General features: G+C 40.7%; 15 protein-coding genes. 14 read left to right on the top strand and 1 reads right to left on the bottom strand.

Features of this window, described 5'->3' with window-relative positions; genetic code table 11:
* Position 1: 1 nt before the first annotated feature.
* The 11 genes from FET73_RS04285 (at position 2) to FET73_RS04235 (ending at position 10,434) form a co-directional block, all read left to right on the top strand.
* Positions 2–979, top strand: coding sequence for a COX15/CtaA family protein (locus FET73_RS04285; protein ID WP_154222668.1), 978 nt, complete (start codon positions 2–4; stop codon positions 977–979).
* Positions 979–1,887 carry a heme o synthase gene (gene cyoE / locus FET73_RS04280; protein WP_154222667.1) on the top strand — a complete coding sequence of 303 codons (909 nt, stop codon included), beginning with the start codon at positions 979–981 and terminating at the stop codon, positions 1,885–1,887. The genes FET73_RS04285 and cyoE overlap by 1 nt, the downstream gene beginning before the upstream one ends.
* A gap of 2 nt (positions 1,888–1,889) precedes the next feature.
* Positions 1,890–2,654, top strand: coding sequence for a TatD family hydrolase (locus FET73_RS04275; RefSeq protein ID WP_179952104.1), 765 nt, complete (start codon positions 1,890–1,892; stop codon positions 2,652–2,654).
* On the top strand, positions 2,651–3,397 hold the full coding sequence (locus tag FET73_RS04270) for a tRNA threonylcarbamoyladenosine dehydratase (protein ID WP_154222665.1): 747 nt from the start codon (positions 2,651–2,653) through the stop codon (positions 3,395–3,397). Before FET73_RS04275 ends, FET73_RS04270 begins: the two co-directional genes overlap by 4 nt.
* 37 nt (positions 3,398–3,434) lie before the next feature.
* Positions 3,435–3,863: a hypothetical protein gene (locus tag FET73_RS04265; RefSeq protein WP_154222664.1), complete on the top strand. Its 429-nt coding sequence runs from the start codon at positions 3,435–3,437 to the stop codon at positions 3,861–3,863.
* 244 nt (positions 3,864–4,107) lie between these two features.
* Positions 4,108–4,491 carry a GntR family transcriptional regulator gene (locus tag FET73_RS04260; protein ID WP_154222663.1) on the top strand — a complete coding sequence of 128 codons (384 nt, stop codon included), beginning with the start codon at positions 4,108–4,110 and terminating at the stop codon, positions 4,489–4,491.
* Position 4,492: 1 nt separating this feature from the next.
* Positions 4,493–5,344, top strand: a complete 852-nt coding sequence (locus FET73_RS04255; protein WP_154222662.1) for a hypothetical protein — start codon at positions 4,493–4,495, stop codon at positions 5,342–5,344.
* A 55-nt stretch (positions 5,345–5,399) separates the two neighbouring features.
* Positions 5,400–7,814: a serine hydrolase domain-containing protein gene (locus FET73_RS04250; protein ID WP_179952103.1), complete on the top strand. Its 2,415-nt coding sequence runs from the start codon at positions 5,400–5,402 to the stop codon at positions 7,812–7,814.
* 172 nt (positions 7,815–7,986) lie between these two features.
* Positions 7,987–8,310, top strand: a complete 324-nt coding sequence (locus tag FET73_RS04245; RefSeq protein WP_154222660.1) for a hypothetical protein — start codon at positions 7,987–7,989, stop codon at positions 8,308–8,310.
* Positions 8,311–8,497: 187 nt separating this feature from the next.
* Positions 8,498–9,172 carry a TIGR00153 family protein gene (locus tag FET73_RS04240; RefSeq protein WP_154222659.1) on the top strand — a complete coding sequence of 225 codons (675 nt, stop codon included), beginning with the start codon at positions 8,498–8,500 and terminating at the stop codon, positions 9,170–9,172.
* A gap of 11 nt (positions 9,173–9,183) precedes the next feature.
* Positions 9,184–10,434, top strand: coding sequence for an inorganic phosphate transporter (locus FET73_RS04235; protein ID WP_154222658.1), 1,251 nt, complete (start codon positions 9,184–9,186; stop codon positions 10,432–10,434).
* Positions 10,435–11,036: 602 nt separating this feature from the next.
* On the opposite strand, the gene FET73_RS04230 is transcribed toward FET73_RS04235, so the two are convergent.
* Positions 11,037–12,254: a putative porin gene (locus tag FET73_RS04230; protein ID WP_179952102.1), complete on the bottom strand. Its 1,218-nt coding sequence runs from the start codon at positions 12,252–12,254 to the stop codon at positions 11,037–11,039.
* A gap of 167 nt (positions 12,255–12,421) precedes the next feature.
* On the opposite strand from FET73_RS04230, the gene phoR reads away from it, so the two are divergent.
* The 3 genes from phoR (at position 12,422) to FET73_RS04215 (ending at position 16,562) form a co-directional block, all read left to right on the top strand.
* Positions 12,422–13,714 (top strand): phosphate regulon sensor histidine kinase PhoR, encoded by a 1,293-nt coding sequence (phoR, locus tag FET73_RS04225; RefSeq protein WP_154222656.1) that lies wholly within the window; start codon positions 12,422–12,424, stop codon positions 13,712–13,714.
* A 149-nt stretch (positions 13,715–13,863) separates the two neighbouring features.
* The gene (locus tag FET73_RS04220) at positions 13,864–15,423 is read left to right on the top strand and encodes a GGDEF domain-containing protein (protein WP_179952101.1); all 1,560 of its coding nucleotides are present in this window, start codon (positions 13,864–13,866) and stop codon (positions 15,421–15,423) included.
* A gap of 101 nt (positions 15,424–15,524) precedes the next feature.
* A complete protein-coding gene (locus FET73_RS04215; protein WP_154222654.1) occupies positions 15,525–16,562 on the top strand; it encodes a PstS family phosphate ABC transporter substrate-binding protein in 1,038 nt (345 codons plus the stop codon).
* The last annotated feature ends 74 nt before the right edge of the window (positions 16,563–16,636 follow it).

The following is a 16,636-nucleotide window of genomic DNA, read 5'->3' as shown; positions in this document are numbered from 1 at the left end:
GATGAAATATAAAAATTTAGCTTGGTTGGCTGTAGGTTTGGCCTTGTGTGTGATTGTATTGGGTGCCTATGTCAGATTATCAGATGCCGGTTTAGGCTGTCCTGATTGGCCCGGTTGTTATGGTCATTTGGCTTGGCCTGATGAGGCACATGAAATTGAAGCCGCAAACGAAGCATTCCCAGAACGCGCCGCTGAACCGCACAAAGCCTGGAAAGAAATGGTGCATCGCTATTTAGCAGGTATATTGGGTTTGTTGGTGTTGGGTTTATTTATTTGGGCCTTCAAACAACGTGACAAACAATCATATGTTTTACCACTGACTTTGTGTTTTGTCATTTTATTTCAAGCTGCATTAGGTATGTGGACCGTCACTCTGAAGTTACATCCTAGCATAGTGATGAGCCATTTGATGGGAGGCATGCTGATGCTTTCATTGCTGACCTGGCTGGCATGTTCTAGAACTGAAGGTATCACGCCATATCGATATGCGGGACATGTCAAACAAGGAATGGTGATCATTGCATTGATGTTATTGGTTTTACAAATTGCTTTGGGTGGTTGGACCAGTGCCAACTATGCGGCTTTGGCTTGCCAGGGATTTCCAGCTTGTAATGGAGAATGGTGGCCTCAAATGGATTTTGTTCAAGCATTGGATATTTTCAAAAAGTATGGCCCAAACTATGAATTCGGCGTCAAAGATGGCCCCGCTCGAATGGCCATTCAAATGATGCACAGAATAGGGTTTGTGGTCGTAACTTTGTATTTTTCTTGGTTGATTTTCAAATTAACTAGGAACCGTGAACTGATGCCTTTGGGGGTAACTCTGGGTGTTTTGTTATTGACTCAAATTTTATTGGGTATCATTAATGTGACCATGGCGTTACCTTTGGTTGTAGCTACCATGCACAATGGTGTGGCCGCTTTGTTGTTGATGACCACTGTTATCTTGCTGTATAAAACCAGGGGTTCAACGATCTGATGTCAACTGCATATAAACAATATTTAGAATTAACCAAACCCAAAGTCGTGTTATTGATTTTATTTACTGCTTGGGTGGGCATGTTATTGGCTGTTCCCAATTGGCCGCCGATGGATTTGATGTTTTGGGGTTTGATTGGTATCGGCTTTTCTTCCGCTGCCGCTGCCGCTATCAACCACTGGGCAGATCAAAAAATTGATGCCATCATGAAACGCACACAGCACAGGCCATTACCTTCAGGTGAATTAAGCAGCACTAAAGTGTTGTTGTTTGCTTTGACCTTGACCGTTGTTGGCATGTTCGTATTGGTCTATTTCATTAATATTTTGACTGCCGTATTGACCTTTTTATCATTGATTGGATACGCTTTTATTTATACCTTTTTCCTCAAGCGAGCCACACCACAAAACATTGTGATTGGTGGTGCAGCAGGTGCCACACCACCGGTGTTGGGTTGGTCGAGTATTACAGGTGAAGTGACAGCGGATTCTTTGTTGTTATTCGGCATCATTTTTGCATGGACACCACCGCACTTTTGGGCGTTGGCCATTTACCGCAAAGAAGATTATGCCAAGGCGGCCATTCCGATGTTACCGGTAACTCATGGCGTAGAGTTTACACAGTTGCATATTGTTCTTTACACCATCATTTTGGTTTTGGTTACGGTGTTTCCCTTTTTGATTGGCATGTCAGGATTGATTTATTTAACTGGTGCCATATTGTTGGGTGGAAAATTCCTGTGGATGGCAATACAACTCAAAAAAACCAGCAGCCCACTTTTGGCCTGGCAAACATTTAAGTATTCGATTTGGTATTTAATGATTTTATTTGCGCTGTTATTGCTTGATCACTATGTACCTTGGGGTGATGTGATGCCGAAATTATTTCAACAGCCAGTTTGGAGTTAATGATGTCGGTCAGTGGTTTGATTGACTCACATATCCACTTGGATGATGAGCGTTTTGATATAGATCGAGGGGTCTTAATTGCCGAGGCAGATGCAGCAGGGGTGACTCAATTTATAGTACCTGCCGTTAAAGCGGACCGTTTCAACAAAACGGTGTCATTACAAAGCGAAAAAATACATGTGGCATTGGGGTTACATCCATACTGGATAGCAGATCATAAAGAATCTGATCTGACCATGCTGGAAAGCATGATAGATATTTATGATCCCATAGCTGTGGGTGAGTGCGGCATGGATTTTTACATCAAAGGATTGAGTAAAAGTAAACAACAGCAGTTTTTTGATGCCCAAATTGAAATTGCCAAACAACGAGACCTGCCATTGATACTCCATGTTCGTGGTGCGGTTGATGCGGTGTTCCAACGATTGAAACGCCATGATTATTTTAAAGCGGTGATGCACAGTTTCAATGGTTCAGCGGCCCAAGCGGCACAGATTGTATCACAAGGGATTTATGTTGGTATGGGCGCTGCAGGTCTAAACCCAAAAGCGACCAAACTACACCAATTAATAAAGGTGATGCCTTTATCGCATTTGATGTTGGAATCTGATGCGCCTGATCAACCTTTTTTTGATAAAGCTGGTGAGCGTAACATCCCCAAAGACTTGGTCAGGATTTGTCAGGAAATGGCGAGCCTGAAAGGCATAAGCTATGAAGCCTTGGCAACGGCCAGTAACAACAACATCAAAAAGCTATTCAAGATATGAAAGAGCGTTTTGGTGGCATAGTACGCTTATATGGCATTGCGGGCTTTGAAAAACTTCAAAAATCGCATGTGGCGATAGTTGGTGTGGGTGGTGTGGGTTGTTGGGCGGCTGAAATGTTGGCACGCTCAGGGGTTGGGAAACTGACATTGATAGATGCAGATGAATTGTGTGTAACGAACATCAACAGACAAATTCATGCTTTAGACTCTACGGTGAGCAAATCTAAAGTCTTGACCATGGCCGAACGCATCAAAGACATCAACCCAGACTGCGAAGTCATTGTGCATGAATCTTTTTTTATGGAAAGCACGGCTGATGAATTGTTGGCTGCTGATTATGACGTGGTTCTCGATGCCATAGACTCAGTCAAACATAAAATTCTACTGTTCATGCAATGTCGATTCAAAAAAATCAACTTGATAATGGCAGGTGGTGCAGGTGGAAAAACCGACCCCAGTCGCATACAAGTGGCCGATTTGGCGAAAACCATCAGAGACCCTTTGCTTCGAAGGGTGCGAAAAGAACTGCGCAAGAACCCAACATTAAAAGTCAGAAAAAAACTGAAAGTCAAAGCGATTTTTTCAAACCAAGAAATCATGTCACCGATATTTGATGAGTCGCAACAAAATCAAAAAGACAACCGAAAACTAGATTGCAACACCGGCTACGGCACCAGCCCCATCATCATCAGCCACTTTGGTATCCGGGCTGCTGATGTGGTGATTTCTGAACTTTTGAAATAATTCCAAGTCTGAATATACAATTAATCTTTGGAATGTAATGAAGGCGGTTATATTTATTGTTTTATGGTTCTTTGGTTTTTCAAACTCAAACGCTCAACCATGGAAGCCACTGAAAGGGGTTTTATGTCCTTTAGTAGGCTATCCAAGTATCACGCTGCAACAAGTAGATGCAAAGGGTGTTGAAGTGCCTTTTGATTGTAAAAACATCGATGTAAAAGTATTTGAAGGTAAAAAACTGGTAAATCACATCAAGCCTGGTTTTCACTTTATGTGTGACAGAATAACCAATAAAAAGACACGTATTCATTCACGCATCATGCCAATAGGTGTATGGGGGTGCACAGAGGGTATTTATGATGTGGTTGTAGAAAAAAGTGGCAACATTCAAAGATTTTCTGAGATAAGAATTAACAAGAGTGTAGATGATCCATGCAGGCTTGTCCCAGTTCAGTTAACAGTCAAATAATTAAAATAAAAAGCATGACGTGGCTTGATCATCACTTTTAACACTGATGTCATTATTATATTTTTACAGAAAACCACTTCTGATATTATTATTAATCTCTTCAATTTCATGTACTGAACCTCAATAAAGGGCGTGTTCTAGTCCTCTTTCATATCAATTTATCCCTAATTATCTAAAAGTTCTTGCAATTGAGCATGTACCAGTTGTACCATTTGAGTATGCGGTACATGAGGTACATATAATTATGAAGATTACAGTAGATATAGAAAGCACCGTTCCGATGTTCACACAGCTGATGATGCAGATTAAACAAGCTGTGCAAAAAGGTCAATTAAAAGCGGGTGACCCATTACCTTCCATACGCCAATTGGCGAATGATTTAGAGGTGAACAGCAAGACGGTGGCGAAAGCTTATCGTTTGCTTGAGCGTGATGCCGTGGTTCAAGCCAAAGGTTATCGTGGTTCATTTATTCACCCCGATGCTTTGGCCAACTGTACTTTTGATGTGAACGCTTGGGCTAATGAACAGGCCACAGAAATGGTAACGGCATTAAGAAAAGCAGGGGTGACCGACCCAGAAATCAGGATTGCATTTACCAATGCACTTAACAAACCTTTAGGAGAATAACATGCCAGAACAGACTTTATTTTATGTGGTATTCATTTTACAAATACTTTTACTGTCTTTTTATTTTCCCAGGCGGATTTTGATGCGCATACGTTATGTGATGGAAAATTATCCCGAATCGACATACCCTCGTTTGTACCCTAAGAGTGAAAACTTGTTTAAGCGGGCGACAAATATATTCCTTTGGATCAATGTCATTAATTTTATTTTAGGGTGGGCTATTCTTTTGCTTGTGATAAAAGGTGTGCTTTTAAGTGAAGGCAGGGTTCACCCGATGCTGCCATGGGGTTATTTTATGTTGCAAATGATTGGATCACAATATCTAGAATTCTCCGGCTTCAAGTTTGCAAAGTTGATGAAAGAAGCTGACACTCGCAAGATCAAAAGTGTGGAATTAAAGCGCCGAAAGTTCTTTGATTATGTTCCACCCATGTTGTTTTGGGCAGTTATTGCCACCTATGTGGGCTTTGTATGGTTTGCCTTTGCCATTATGGATGTAGGGGCAGATGTCCTGGGTTCAACCATAGGCTTGTGTGTGGTTCTTTTGCTTGGCTATGCTTTTTTCTTTGCCATCATTTTGTGGATCATATATGGCAAAAAAGTTGACCCCTATCAAAGCCAAGACGACCGCATAAGAACAGCACGGGTGGCAATCAAAGCCCAGTGTTTTACCATGATAATGACAGCCGTTTTTCTGGCTTTTCTGGTCGCGCATGAGCGTTATGGTTTGGGTGCTTATTTACCCGTGGCTATGAGCCTGTTTTTACAGTTGTTGGTGGTCATGTCCATGGGGTATTTGTTGCAGAATAATAAAATTGATGACAATGATTTTGATGTCTACAAAGCTGAATAATTTGAATTCATTGGCAGGTTATTTCAGTATGTTAAATTTAAAAGAGGAAACTAAAATGAAAATTAAGTCAGGCATTCAAGCCGTTATGTTGTTAGTGTCAATGATGTTCTCATTGATGCTGCCTACCTTGGCGGTTGCGAAAGAAACGGTTTATTCTGAACAATTAAATAAACTGATTGAAGTCATGGAGGCGAAACGCCAAGAGTTTCACATCCCAGGCATGGCTTTGGCCGTGGTGAAGGATGATCAAGTTATTTTAACTCAAGGCTTCGGCCAAATGGACATGGCTAATAACAAAGCGGTGACGTCAGAAACCTTATTTGCCATCGGTTCAAGCAGTAAGGCTTTCACGGCGACGTTGTTTGGCATGTTGGTAGATGATGAGCAAGTGAATTGGGATGATTTGGTCACAGATTATTTACCAGATTATGAGTTCAAAGTGGAGGGTGAAGTGCTGCCCATCACTTTCAGGGACATGTTGTCACACCGCACAGGTTATACGCGCAATGATTTGTTGTGGGCCAATGGCCAAGCGAGTCGGGATTTGATCTTAAAAACGGCGACTCGAGCAGAGCCTGTTGATGAATTCAGAAAAAAATTCTATTACAACAATGTGATGTTTTTGGCAGCAGGCGAGGCTTCGGCAAAAATATCAAAGCAGTCGTGGGACGATTTGTTGATGAGCAGGTTGTTGAAACCTTTGGGCATGAAAGGCGCTACATCAAATCACGCCACGGCGATTACAGATAAAAATATTTCAAAAGGCTACCAATGGAATGAAGAAACTGAATCACACGATGTGATGCCAACGCGCAATTTAAACAATATAGCACCAGCCGGTGGCATCTATTCCAATGTCAATGACATGGCTCAGTGGCTGCGCTTTCAGTTGAACAAAGGCAAGGTGGGATCGGAACAATTGTTATCTGAAAAACAGCTGCTAGAAACCCACGAGGAACAAATAAAAATGAGCCAAATGGCCGGTTACGGTATGGGCTGGATGTTGCAAGAATGGCAAGGCAAGAAAGTCGTGGAACATGGCGGTAACATCGATGGTTTTGGTGCCCAAGTGAGTTTGATACCAGAAGAAAATCTAGGCTATGTGTTGTTGACCAATGTTACAGCGACGCCTTTACAGCAAGGTTCGATTGGTATTGTTTTTGAGCACCTGTTAGGTGGTCAGCAGTCCACAGCAGACCCATCAACAAAGGTTGATTATCAAAAATACGTGGGTGAATACCATGCCAACTTTGGCCCATTCAAAGATGCCATATTCACTTTTTCAGTGAAAGACGACGGTAAGCCGGCTGTGGATGTGCCTGGACAAATGTTGTATGAATTGAAAGACCCTGATGAAAGAGGAAAATGGTTCTTTGCATTGACCAATGCCATATCTGTGTCGTTTGATTTAGACAACGACGGCGGAGTTGCTGCCATGCGCATGCAACAAAATGGCATGAATTTTGAGTTGCCACGCAAAGGCGTTGAAATCAAACCGGAAATAGAAACAGCTTTATTGAGACCGTTTTTGGGAGGTTATGATTCTGAGAAATTGAACGGCGTCATCAATGCCAAGATTCAAAACCACAGACTGACCATGGATGTCCCCAATCAGATGGCTTTTGAACTTCATTTACCAGACGAAGCGGGGTTTCGTGAATTCAGAATCAAATCAGACACCAGTGTCAAATTCGTCATAGATGAGGCGGGAACAGTCACTGCTTTTGAGCTTTGGAAGAATAAAACTGAATTGGTTGAGACCGTGCCGAAAATAAAGGGTGAAGTAACAGAAGTATTACCAACGGTTGAAGACATCATGGCACTGAGAAAATCTAAAAAGCGACTGAAAGCATTGAAGAAAAAAAGTGGCGTTTCAATGAGTGGCAGCATTCTGGTTAAGAGCTCAGGTATCACTGGAAAAATCACTTCTCAATTTGATACCAAAGGTAATTTTAAGCAAGCGATTGATTTTGGTATTTTCGGTGACATCAATGTGGTGATTAATGATGACAAAGGCAGCACCTATGGCATCAACCCATATACTGAATTTAAGGGCAAGTATTTGAAACAGGCGCAAAGAGAAAACCCTGCGGTTTGGTTTGACTTAGCGGGTAACTATGAGGAAATCAAAGTGGTAGGTACGTCGGAATTGACTGTGGGTGATGGTGAAAGTAGAAAAGTGTATCAACTTTCACTCAAAGTTGAGGATTTACCAACCACTGTGGCGTATATAGACAGCGAAACGGGTGACGTGCTCAAGGCGAAAACGAAAGTCATGATGCCGTCTATGGGCAGCGTGTCAGTAGAAACGACCTATGAAGACTACCGCGAAAAGAAAGGCTTGAGGTTGCCATATAAAGTCAACATCAATAACCCGATGATGGGTGAAACAGTCATCACTTTAGACCAAGTAAAACTAAAGCAAAAGTTTAATAAAAATACTTTCAGTGTGAGTCAGCCTGATCACTAAATACTTAGAGTGGCCTCAATAAGTTGGGGCCACTTGTAGATTGTTCAACAAATCATCATCCAACTGAAACAGCCATGCCACACAAGGCGTTTACATTGGCCTCAATTCACCGAGGTCAATGGTTATGTATCAAAATCAGTTCATTTCTCTTACAAAACAGCTTCACAAACAAATGAGCCCCAGGGTTTCAGTCAACAGGTTGTTAAATGATGGAGATTCACGCAGGAAGTTATTACTCAAAGCATCACGATCAGGTCATCCGCAATTACAAACATTGGCTAATAGATTGAAAACTTTGGAGGATCTTACGCCTTACAGGTTACGGGTGGACTATCTACCAAAACAAGTGGTGAAAACTAAAAGGCCTAACGCAAGAAATGTTGGTTTGGCCTTGTTTGCTTTGTGTAATATGGGTTTGATAGTCAGTTCAGTTGTGGTTTACGAAGAAATTATAAGCAGTAGAAAAAATGTCCAGCAAAGTAAACTGGAAAATTAAGTAGTGTATGTGAATGAATTGCATATCTGTTCTCAATAGAAAAATGACAGTTATATGACATTTGTGTTACAAAAATTCATCTAAATGTCACACAAGTGGTTAATAAGTGCTCAATTGAGTAATTTGTCAGTTTTTGACTTGATGATTCTCTTATAATATGTCGCGACTAAAACACAGGTTTAAAATTATGGGATTTCTGATTTCTGACATGCTGTCACGCTCTCCGGTGGCACCTTTACAAGAACACATAAAAACAGCTTGCAAAGCTGCGCAACTTTTGCCTTCTCTATTTGAGGCGGCAAATTTAAACGACTGGGACAAGGTTGCCAGCATCAACAGTGACATCAGGAAGTTAGAAAATGATGCCGATGAAATGAAATTGGACATCCGTTCAAATTTGCCTAAAAGTTTATTTATGCCCGTACCAAGACAGGATTTATTAGAGTTGGTTTTGGTGCAAGATAAAGTGGCTAACTTAAGTAAAACCATAAGCAGTGTGGTAATGCGCAGAAAAATGCAGATTCCTGGTGCTTTATTTGATGCTTTCATCGAATTTGTAAAACGCAGTGTTGATGCGGCAATGAAGGCCAAACAAAGTGTCAATGAATTAGATGAGCTGTATGAAACAGGTTTCCGTGGTGCTGAAGTAAAAGTGGTTGAGAAGTTGATTGCCAAATTAGACAAGATTGAAACGGAAACTGATGTGATGCAAGCGTCTTTACAAGAAAGCCTGTTTGTCATGGAGCAGGACTTACCTCCAGTGGAAGTGATGTTTCTTTATAAATTAATAGATCAAGTCGCTGATGTCGCTGATATGGCTGAGCGCATTGGCCGACGTCTAGAACTGTTGTTGGCTAAATAAGGAGTATCACTATGGATTATCAAGTTACATATATTGTATTGGCGGGCATTTTTGGTGCGTTCATGGCATGGGGTATTGGTGCCAACGATGTGGCGAATGCCATGGCAACTTCTGTTGGATCTAAAGCAATCACGATTAAACAAGCGATTATCATTGCTGCTGTATTTGAGTTTGCCGGTGCGGTTTTGGCTGGTGGTGAGGTTACCTCTACCATACGAAAAGGAATTATTGATACAAGTTCTATTGTTGACCAGCCAGAATTGTTGATATTTGGTATGTTGTCGGCTTTATTGGCAGCTGGAATTTGGTTGTTGATTGCTTCTAAAAAAGGCTGGCCTGTTTCAACTACGCATTCGATTGTTGGTGCAGTTGTTGGTTTTGCTGCTGTTGGTATTGGCACAGAAGCCATCAAGTGGAGCAAAGTGGGTGACATTGTCTTGTCTTGGATTATTACACCTATGATTGCTGGCATTTTGGCGTTCATGATTTTTCAAACTGTTCATCATTTGATCTTAAAGCAAAAAAATCCTTTAGAAAAAGCCAAAAAATACGTGCCAATGTATATGTTCATTACAGCATTTATTCTGACTTTGGTGACAATCAAGAAAGGTTTAAAGCATGTGGGTTTGACGGTTTCTGACAATGAAGCATATCTCTATGCAGCAATATCAGGTGTGGTCGTTTCTTTGATTGGTGCTTTCTTCGTATCAAAAATTAAAGTAGATAAAGAAAAGGAAAAGGAATTTCATTTTCATACAGTTGAAAAAGTGTTTGGTGTTTTGATGGTTATTACTGCCAGTGGATTGGCATTTGCTCATGGATCAAATGATGTGGCCAATGCAGTGGGTCCTTTGGCAGCAATTGTGGCCACTGCCAAATCAGGAGCTGTTGCGGCTAAAGCAGGTGTTGATGCTTGGGTCTTGTTGTTGGGTGGTATTGGTATTGTGATTGGTTTGGCGACTTACGGTGTGCGTGTGATTCGTACGGTAGGACAAAAAATCACCCATTTGACGCCTTCGCGTGGATTTGCTGCTGAATTAGCTGCTTCCTCAACCATTGTTGTTGCTTCAGGTACAGGTATGCCCATTTCAACCACACAAACTTTGGTTGGTGCAGTATTAGGTGTTGGTATGGCACGCGGTATCTCTGCCATTGATTTGGGTGTGGTGCGCAGTATTTTTGCCTCGTGGGTTGTAACGATTCCAGCAGGTGCTTCATTGTCTATCGTTTTCTTCTTCATCTTGAAGGGGATATTTGGTTGATAAATACTCAACATTCAAAAGAGAAGGCCTCCATTGTGAGGCCTTTTTTTGAGTGTTTATTATTACAATTACCTTAAATAATCAGTCACTTTGGTTTAGCCACAAGCTGGTCTTTTGAATATATGAAATGTGGCTAAGAAAGCTTTTAACCCCTAGGTGGCTACCACATTCAAGTTTTAACCGCACATCATCAGCATGGGTGGTGTTCAATGAATTGCTGTTGTACCAATCAATCATCCGTTTTAGCTCATGGGTTTTTTTTGTAATTCGAACTCTTTTTTCACCATGGATAATTACACCAATGGTTTCTCTACCTAAAACCATTTGGTAAGAGCGAAACCGGCCAACCCAGCAAGAACCTCTTTTTATGACAATCGTTATCCTCTCAAAATCAACCCCTTTAAGGACTGATAATAAATTTATAGATTCGCATGATTTAGCGTAAGGGTAAGCAAATATAAAAGCAGCATTGGATAAGAATGAGTCAGGCTTGTTTATGCCTCGGTTGCATTGGTGAGTCAAGAGTGGTTGGATCTGAATACAGAATTGTAAATAAAAAAGGCCTCAAGTGAGGCCTTTTTAGGTTTTGGACTAAGCTGTTTTTATTTAAACTGAAACTTCAGGTCAAGCTGTAAGCGATCGTAAGCGGTTTGTTGGTCTTTGCTTTGGTCTTGTTTTGAAGCAATGTATGCCAAGCCAAAGGACATGTTCTTATTCAATCCATAGCCGGCTTTTAAGATGTGGCCTTTTGAATCGGTTTCGCCGCCAGCAAAGTCTGAATCATTGAACAAAGCATATACGGCATCGGCTTCAACATCCATGTAAGAATATCCTAAACTCCACGAGCCTTTGTTTTTCACTTTGCCTAAATTAAAGCCCAGTGCATAACCCTGATTTTCTTCATCAGCAGCGGTGTTTTCGACAAATGATGCGAATAAGTTCAAAGGCATGTCGGCCACTGATGTGTTGAATTCAACAGCACCTTCTAACAAATCAAAGTCATTGGCGATTCTGCCGTTGTCATCCAATGTGTTGCCACGCGCTTTGCCATCAATCAATGGCGTGCTGCCTTTCAGCTGTGAATAGCTGAAGTAGCCCAAATTAGCACTCATGCTGTTGTCACCCATGTCAAATGATTTGAGGATTTGGGCACCGGTCAGTAATGCGTCTTTACTTGCTTTGCGTTCATCTACAGAAAATACAAATGCGGTGGCTTGCCATCCATTGTTGTCATACTGCATGCTGGCACCTTCTGGATTCAAGTCACCATCCCAAATCAGAGGTGCTTTTCCTGCTTTGTGCAAAGGGTTTTTTATTTTACCGCCAGTCAATGACCAGTCATCTGATAATTTCCAGTTAAAGTAAGCGAGGTCAAGGTTGATGCCTTTGCTTGAAAAAGCACCATCCAGTGTTTGGTTGGTCGAAGTGGGGTCATCGCTGCCAGTGGCCAACTGAATACCAACATTTAAATTGTCGTTAACTTCCGCTTTGACACCAAAGCGGGCGCGAACACGATTCCTGGTTCTGGTTGCTTTACCTCTTTCATCAATATACTCCATGCGGTCTCTTAAATCGCCAGACAAAGCTATACGAGAAGTCCAGTCTTTTTTCTGTACTTCAGGCTTTTGCTCAGCAAGTTGTGTAGAGGTTTCAGTAACTTGTACAGCAGTTTTTTCTTGCTTGGCTTCGAGAGTAGCCAAGCGTTCCGTCAAGATTTGGAGTTGTGCCTTTAAAGCGGCTAATTCTGCCGCAGAATCATCGGCAGCTGAAGCGAATGTGGTGCTCAATAGCACAGACAATATTAAAGCAAATTTTTTCATGTGTTTACTCATGATGACAAAAAGGTGAATTTTATGTGTCAATTGTTACAGCTGTATGACATTTGTGACAATTAGGTTGAATTGTGGTTTCAAAGGCAGATTTCAGCGCTCAAACACTTTTTGATGGGCTAAAATGGGCGCTAATTTCTGAAAGGATCACATATATTATGACAACCAGCGATTGGCGAGATGACAAAATTGCTGCCTTTATTTTTTTTGTTTTTGCTGTCATAACAGGTGCAGTCAGTCAGTTTTGGCTGGTCAGTTTTTTTGTTTGGTCTACTGTTTTTTTTATATGGAAATACCTAGAGCTTCGACGTTTTTATCAATGGTATAAAAGTGGTGCACCCAAACATGATGTGCCTATGAACAATGGTATTTTTGAAGTGTTAACCACATTGGTTTTGCATAATAAAAAAGAAACGGCTCTGTCACAAAAGCGAAACCAGTATTTGATCGAACAATTCAATACTACAGCCCAAGCCTTGCCTTTTGCAACGGTGCTATTGAATGACCGTTTTGAGATTCAATGGAGCAACGAGCGAGCCAGATCGTTGTTAAATATTCGACCCAAAGATTTGCATCAATTGGTGAGTAATACCCTTCGTGAACCGGCTTTTGTTTCTATGTTGGGTAATGGCGAAAGTGACCAGTCATTGAAGTTAAATCACCCAATTGACCCAGATAAAAAACTCCAATTGCGGTTAATTAAGTTGAACAGGTACAGGCATTTGTTGGTTGCCAGTGACATCAGTGCGCAGGAAGCTTTGCAAAAATCACGTAAGGCTTTTGTTGCCAATGCTTCTCACGAATTACGTACGCCGCTGACAGTTATATCTGGATATTTGGAGATGATTCAAAGCTCAGGTCAAGTACCAGAAGATTGGTCAGAAGCGATTGAACAAACCTTGTATCAGAGTAATCGTATGGAACAAATCATAGCTGATATGTTGAAGTTGGCTACGATTGAACATGACAGGCATATTGAAGGCAGCAGTCAAGTTATAGACATGCCTTTGCTGCTAAATAAGCTGTTCAATGATGTAAAAAACAGCCAACAAGCCAGCACTCATGTATTTACAGCACAAATAGATTCGGGCATGCGGATTGAAGGTAATGAATCAGAAATTGCCAGTGTGTGTTTGAATTTGTTGCGCAATGCAGTTATCCATACGCCAGATCAAACAAGGGTACATCTGCGTTGGTTTAAAGATGATGAAGATCGTGCCAATTTGTGGATCAGTGACAATGGTGAAGGTATTGATGGGAAGCATATTCCACACCTAACAGAGCGTTTTTATAGGGTAGATAATTCACGCACCAAAAACATACAAAGTACAGGTTTGGGGTTGGCAATTGTGAAACATATTTGCTTAAGTCACAATGCCACGTTGGATATTGACAGCAAAAAAGGTGAAGGAACGACTTTTAAAATTCAATTTCCTTATGCAATTTCATGAACATTTTATATGCCGTAAAAGGTTTGCAATAAAGTGAATTCTCGCTATGATTAGTAACCATGTTTAATCAAATAAGGTTAATTTTACTTTGTATACTCATGTGTTTGAGTGGAGTCAGTCTTGCAACACCTAAGCAGGCAGTTCAATTTATGAACCCTTGGTTGGTTTGTCCAAGCGATGCTTATACCCCAGACGTAGACGTCAGTAGTATGTCCTGCCATGAAACTGAGCTTCCCCAAGCATGGGAAGCGGTGATGCCAAATTATGATGGTTTTGCTGTCTATCATAATCAGTTCAAGTTATTGAAAAAGAATCAGCGCCTCGATTTTTATGTTGAGCAAATCAGAGATGCAGATAAGGTCTTTGTTAATGGTCACTTGATTGGTGAGATGGGGGAGTTCCCACCTGAATTTGATAAAGCCGTATTGTATGCGAGGGCATACCCAATTCCGATGCAACTGCTCAAAATCAATGAAGTGAATAAAATTGAAATTTGGGTATTTAATGATGCCCGATCTGGAGGCATGGCCAATTCCCAGCCATATATTGCTGTTCACGATGAAGTGGTTGAAAATATCACTAAAAACAATACCATTACACTGACTATCATGGTTGCCTTGTTGATGATTGGCATCATGCATTTGATTCATTATGCTTTCAATCAAAAGTTATTACCAAATTTCAGTTTTGGCATGTTCTCATTGGTCTGGGTGGCCTATTTATGGACATACAGTGGTTTTGCATCAGGAAGTGGTTTGTCAATGAGCCTGTTGTTTAAATTAAACGTCACTTTGTTTTTTGCTATTTTTATTTTATTTCCAGTTTTTATCATTCAGTTTTTTAACATACGCCCACCATTGATGTTGAAGTTGATATTGTTAATCACATTTCTGGCTATTCCGGTTGTGATGTTATTACCAGAACCAGGTATGGCATATGTGCCTTTACAAGTCATTGAAGTTTTAACCATTCCGACTATTTTAATGGTTTCATGGTTGCTTTATTCTGCTGTTAAAGCCAACAAACCATATGCCAAACTTATGGTGTCAGTACTTATGGTATACATCATCTTTGGGAGTACGGATATTTGGTTGGATTTTTTTCAAGTAACAGACTTAGGTCGCCAATTTTTACTTGGTCCATGGGCTTTATTGCTATTGTCTTTGGTGGTGACCATGATTCTGGCTCATAAGAACAGGATCAATCACGATCAAGCGACCATGGATGCATTAACCAATACCTTACGATTACATGTGTTTGTTCAACAATTAAATGACCTTAAGGCACGTGCGGAAATTAATGGAGAAACTGTTTTAATCATGATGATGGATTTAGATGATTTTAAACTTATCAATGACAATCTAGGACATGCTGAGGGCAACCGAGTACTTCAGAAAACTGTAACAGGGATTCAAAGAATATTGAAAGGTCATGATTTACTGGGCCGGTACGGTGGAGATGAATTCTGTATTGCTTGTTTATTAGAAAGCAAAGATTTGGTTCAACAGCGAACACATTATATTCATTTAGCCAGCCAACAGCCAATGGTTAAATTGGGTCATCAGGTAAAACAAATTAGAACAACCATAGGTGCTTTTGTCAGTGAGGTAGGTGATGGTATGAATGCAGAAGCAATGTTGCAAAAAGCAGACGCCGCCTTGTTGGTGGGTAAGGAGGCTGGCAAAGGTGGTGTGTTCGGTATTGATTAAACGAGATTAAAGAAATTCAATTTTGACATTTTTGTTACAGCTGTAACAAAGCTGTAACACTCCCTTCATACAATGCGCTCATCTTATAAATGAGTTTAACTATGAAAAATTTCAAAATTGGTGCAGCAGCGCTGGCTTTATTATCAGCTGGCAGTGTTTGGGCTGCAGGTCGTGACTACATCAGTATCGTAGGTTCTTCAACTGTTTATCCTTTTTCTACTGTTGTGGCTGAGCGCTTTGGTAAGTCAACAACTTTCAAAACCCCTAAAATAGAATCAACTGGAACCGGTGGTGGTATGAAGTTGTTTTGTAAAGGTGTGGGTGTAGATACTCCTGATGTGACCAATGCATCACGCAGAATAAAAGCAAGTGAATTGGAAATGTGTCAAAACAACGGTGTTAAAGATGTTGTTGAAGTTTTGATTGGCTTTGATGGTATTGTTATGGCAAATGACATCAAATCACATGAGTTTGCTTTAACTCGCAAAGACATTTTTCTGGCTCTGGCCAAACAAATTCCTACTGACAAATCAGGTGAATTAATTGAAAACCCATACACCCAATGGAATGAAGTGAATCCTGAGCTTCCAGCAATCAAAATTGAAGTTTTGGGTCCGCCACCTACATCTGGTACACGTGACGCTTTTGTTGAATTGGCCATGGAAGGTGGTTGTAAAAAGTTTGACTGGATCAAAGATTTGAAAAAAACTGACAAATCTGCCTATAAATCATTATGCCATACCATTCGCGAAGATGGTGCATATATTGAAGCGGGTGAAAACGATAACTTAATCATCCAAAAATTGCAAAAAAACCCTAATGCATTGGGCATCTTTGGCTTTTCATTTTTAGATCAAAACGCTGATTTAGTAAAAGCGGCAACAGTAGATTCAGCAACGCCTGAATTTGAGTCAATTGCTACAGGTAAATATCCAGTATCACGACCATTGTATTTCTATGTGAAAAAAGCACATGTTTCACAAATACCAGGAATGGCTGAGTTCTTGAAAGAATTCACCAGCAAAAAAGCCATGGGTGATGAAGGCTATTTAACTGATAAAGGCTTGATTCCTTTAGATGAAGAAAAATTCAAGCAAGTTGGAAAAGACAGCAAAGAGTTGAATCCAATGTCGCTCTGATCAAGTCAGAATGCATAACCAACCTCGTCATTGCTACAGTGACGGGGTTTACTTGATTGTAGAAAAAATAAGGA

It is taken from the genome of Marinicella rhabdoformis, from assembly GCF_009671245.1.
Classification (GTDB): domain Bacteria; phylum Pseudomonadota; class Gammaproteobacteria; order Xanthomonadales; family Marinicellaceae; genus Marinicella; species Marinicella rhabdoformis.
This window is presented reverse-complemented; position numbering and strand designations above follow the sequence as displayed.

What these genes read in the sequence shown, in the direction of transcription:
- FET73_RS04285 (WP_154222668.1), top strand. Translation starts at nt 2, where the DNA reads ATGAAATATAAAAATTTAGCTTGGTTGGCTGTAGGTTTGGCCTTGTGT.
- cyoE (WP_154222667.1), top strand. Translation starts at nt 979, where the DNA reads ATGTCAACTGCATATAAACAATATTTAGAATTAACCAAACCCAAAGTC.
- FET73_RS04275 (WP_179952104.1), top strand. Translation starts at nt 1,890, where the DNA reads ATGTCGGTCAGTGGTTTGATTGACTCACATATCCACTTGGATGATGAG.
- FET73_RS04270 (WP_154222665.1), top strand. Translation starts at nt 2,651, where the DNA reads ATGAAAGAGCGTTTTGGTGGCATAGTACGCTTATATGGCATTGCGGGC.
- FET73_RS04265 (WP_154222664.1), top strand. Translation starts at nt 3,435, where the DNA reads ATGAAGGCGGTTATATTTATTGTTTTATGGTTCTTTGGTTTTTCAAAC.
- FET73_RS04260 (WP_154222663.1), top strand. Translation starts at nt 4,108, where the DNA reads ATGAAGATTACAGTAGATATAGAAAGCACCGTTCCGATGTTCACACAG.
- FET73_RS04255 (WP_154222662.1), top strand. Translation starts at nt 4,493, where the DNA reads ATGCCAGAACAGACTTTATTTTATGTGGTATTCATTTTACAAATACTT.
- FET73_RS04250 (WP_179952103.1), top strand. Translation starts at nt 5,400, where the DNA reads ATGAAAATTAAGTCAGGCATTCAAGCCGTTATGTTGTTAGTGTCAATG.
- FET73_RS04245 (WP_154222660.1), top strand. Translation starts at nt 7,987, where the DNA reads ATGAGCCCCAGGGTTTCAGTCAACAGGTTGTTAAATGATGGAGATTCA.
- FET73_RS04240 (WP_154222659.1), top strand. Translation starts at nt 8,498, where the DNA reads ATGGGATTTCTGATTTCTGACATGCTGTCACGCTCTCCGGTGGCACCT.
- FET73_RS04235 (WP_154222658.1), top strand. Translation starts at nt 9,184, where the DNA reads ATGGATTATCAAGTTACATATATTGTATTGGCGGGCATTTTTGGTGCG.
- FET73_RS04230 (WP_179952102.1), bottom strand. Translation starts at nt 12,254, where the DNA reads ATGAAAAAATTTGCTTTAATATTGTCTGTGCTATTGAGCACCACATTC.
- phoR (WP_154222656.1), top strand. Translation starts at nt 12,422, where the DNA reads ATGACAACCAGCGATTGGCGAGATGACAAAATTGCTGCCTTTATTTTT.
- FET73_RS04220 (WP_179952101.1), top strand. Translation starts at nt 13,864, where the DNA reads ATGAACCCTTGGTTGGTTTGTCCAAGCGATGCTTATACCCCAGACGTA.
- FET73_RS04215 (WP_154222654.1), top strand. Translation starts at nt 15,525, where the DNA reads ATGAAAAATTTCAAAATTGGTGCAGCAGCGCTGGCTTTATTATCAGCT.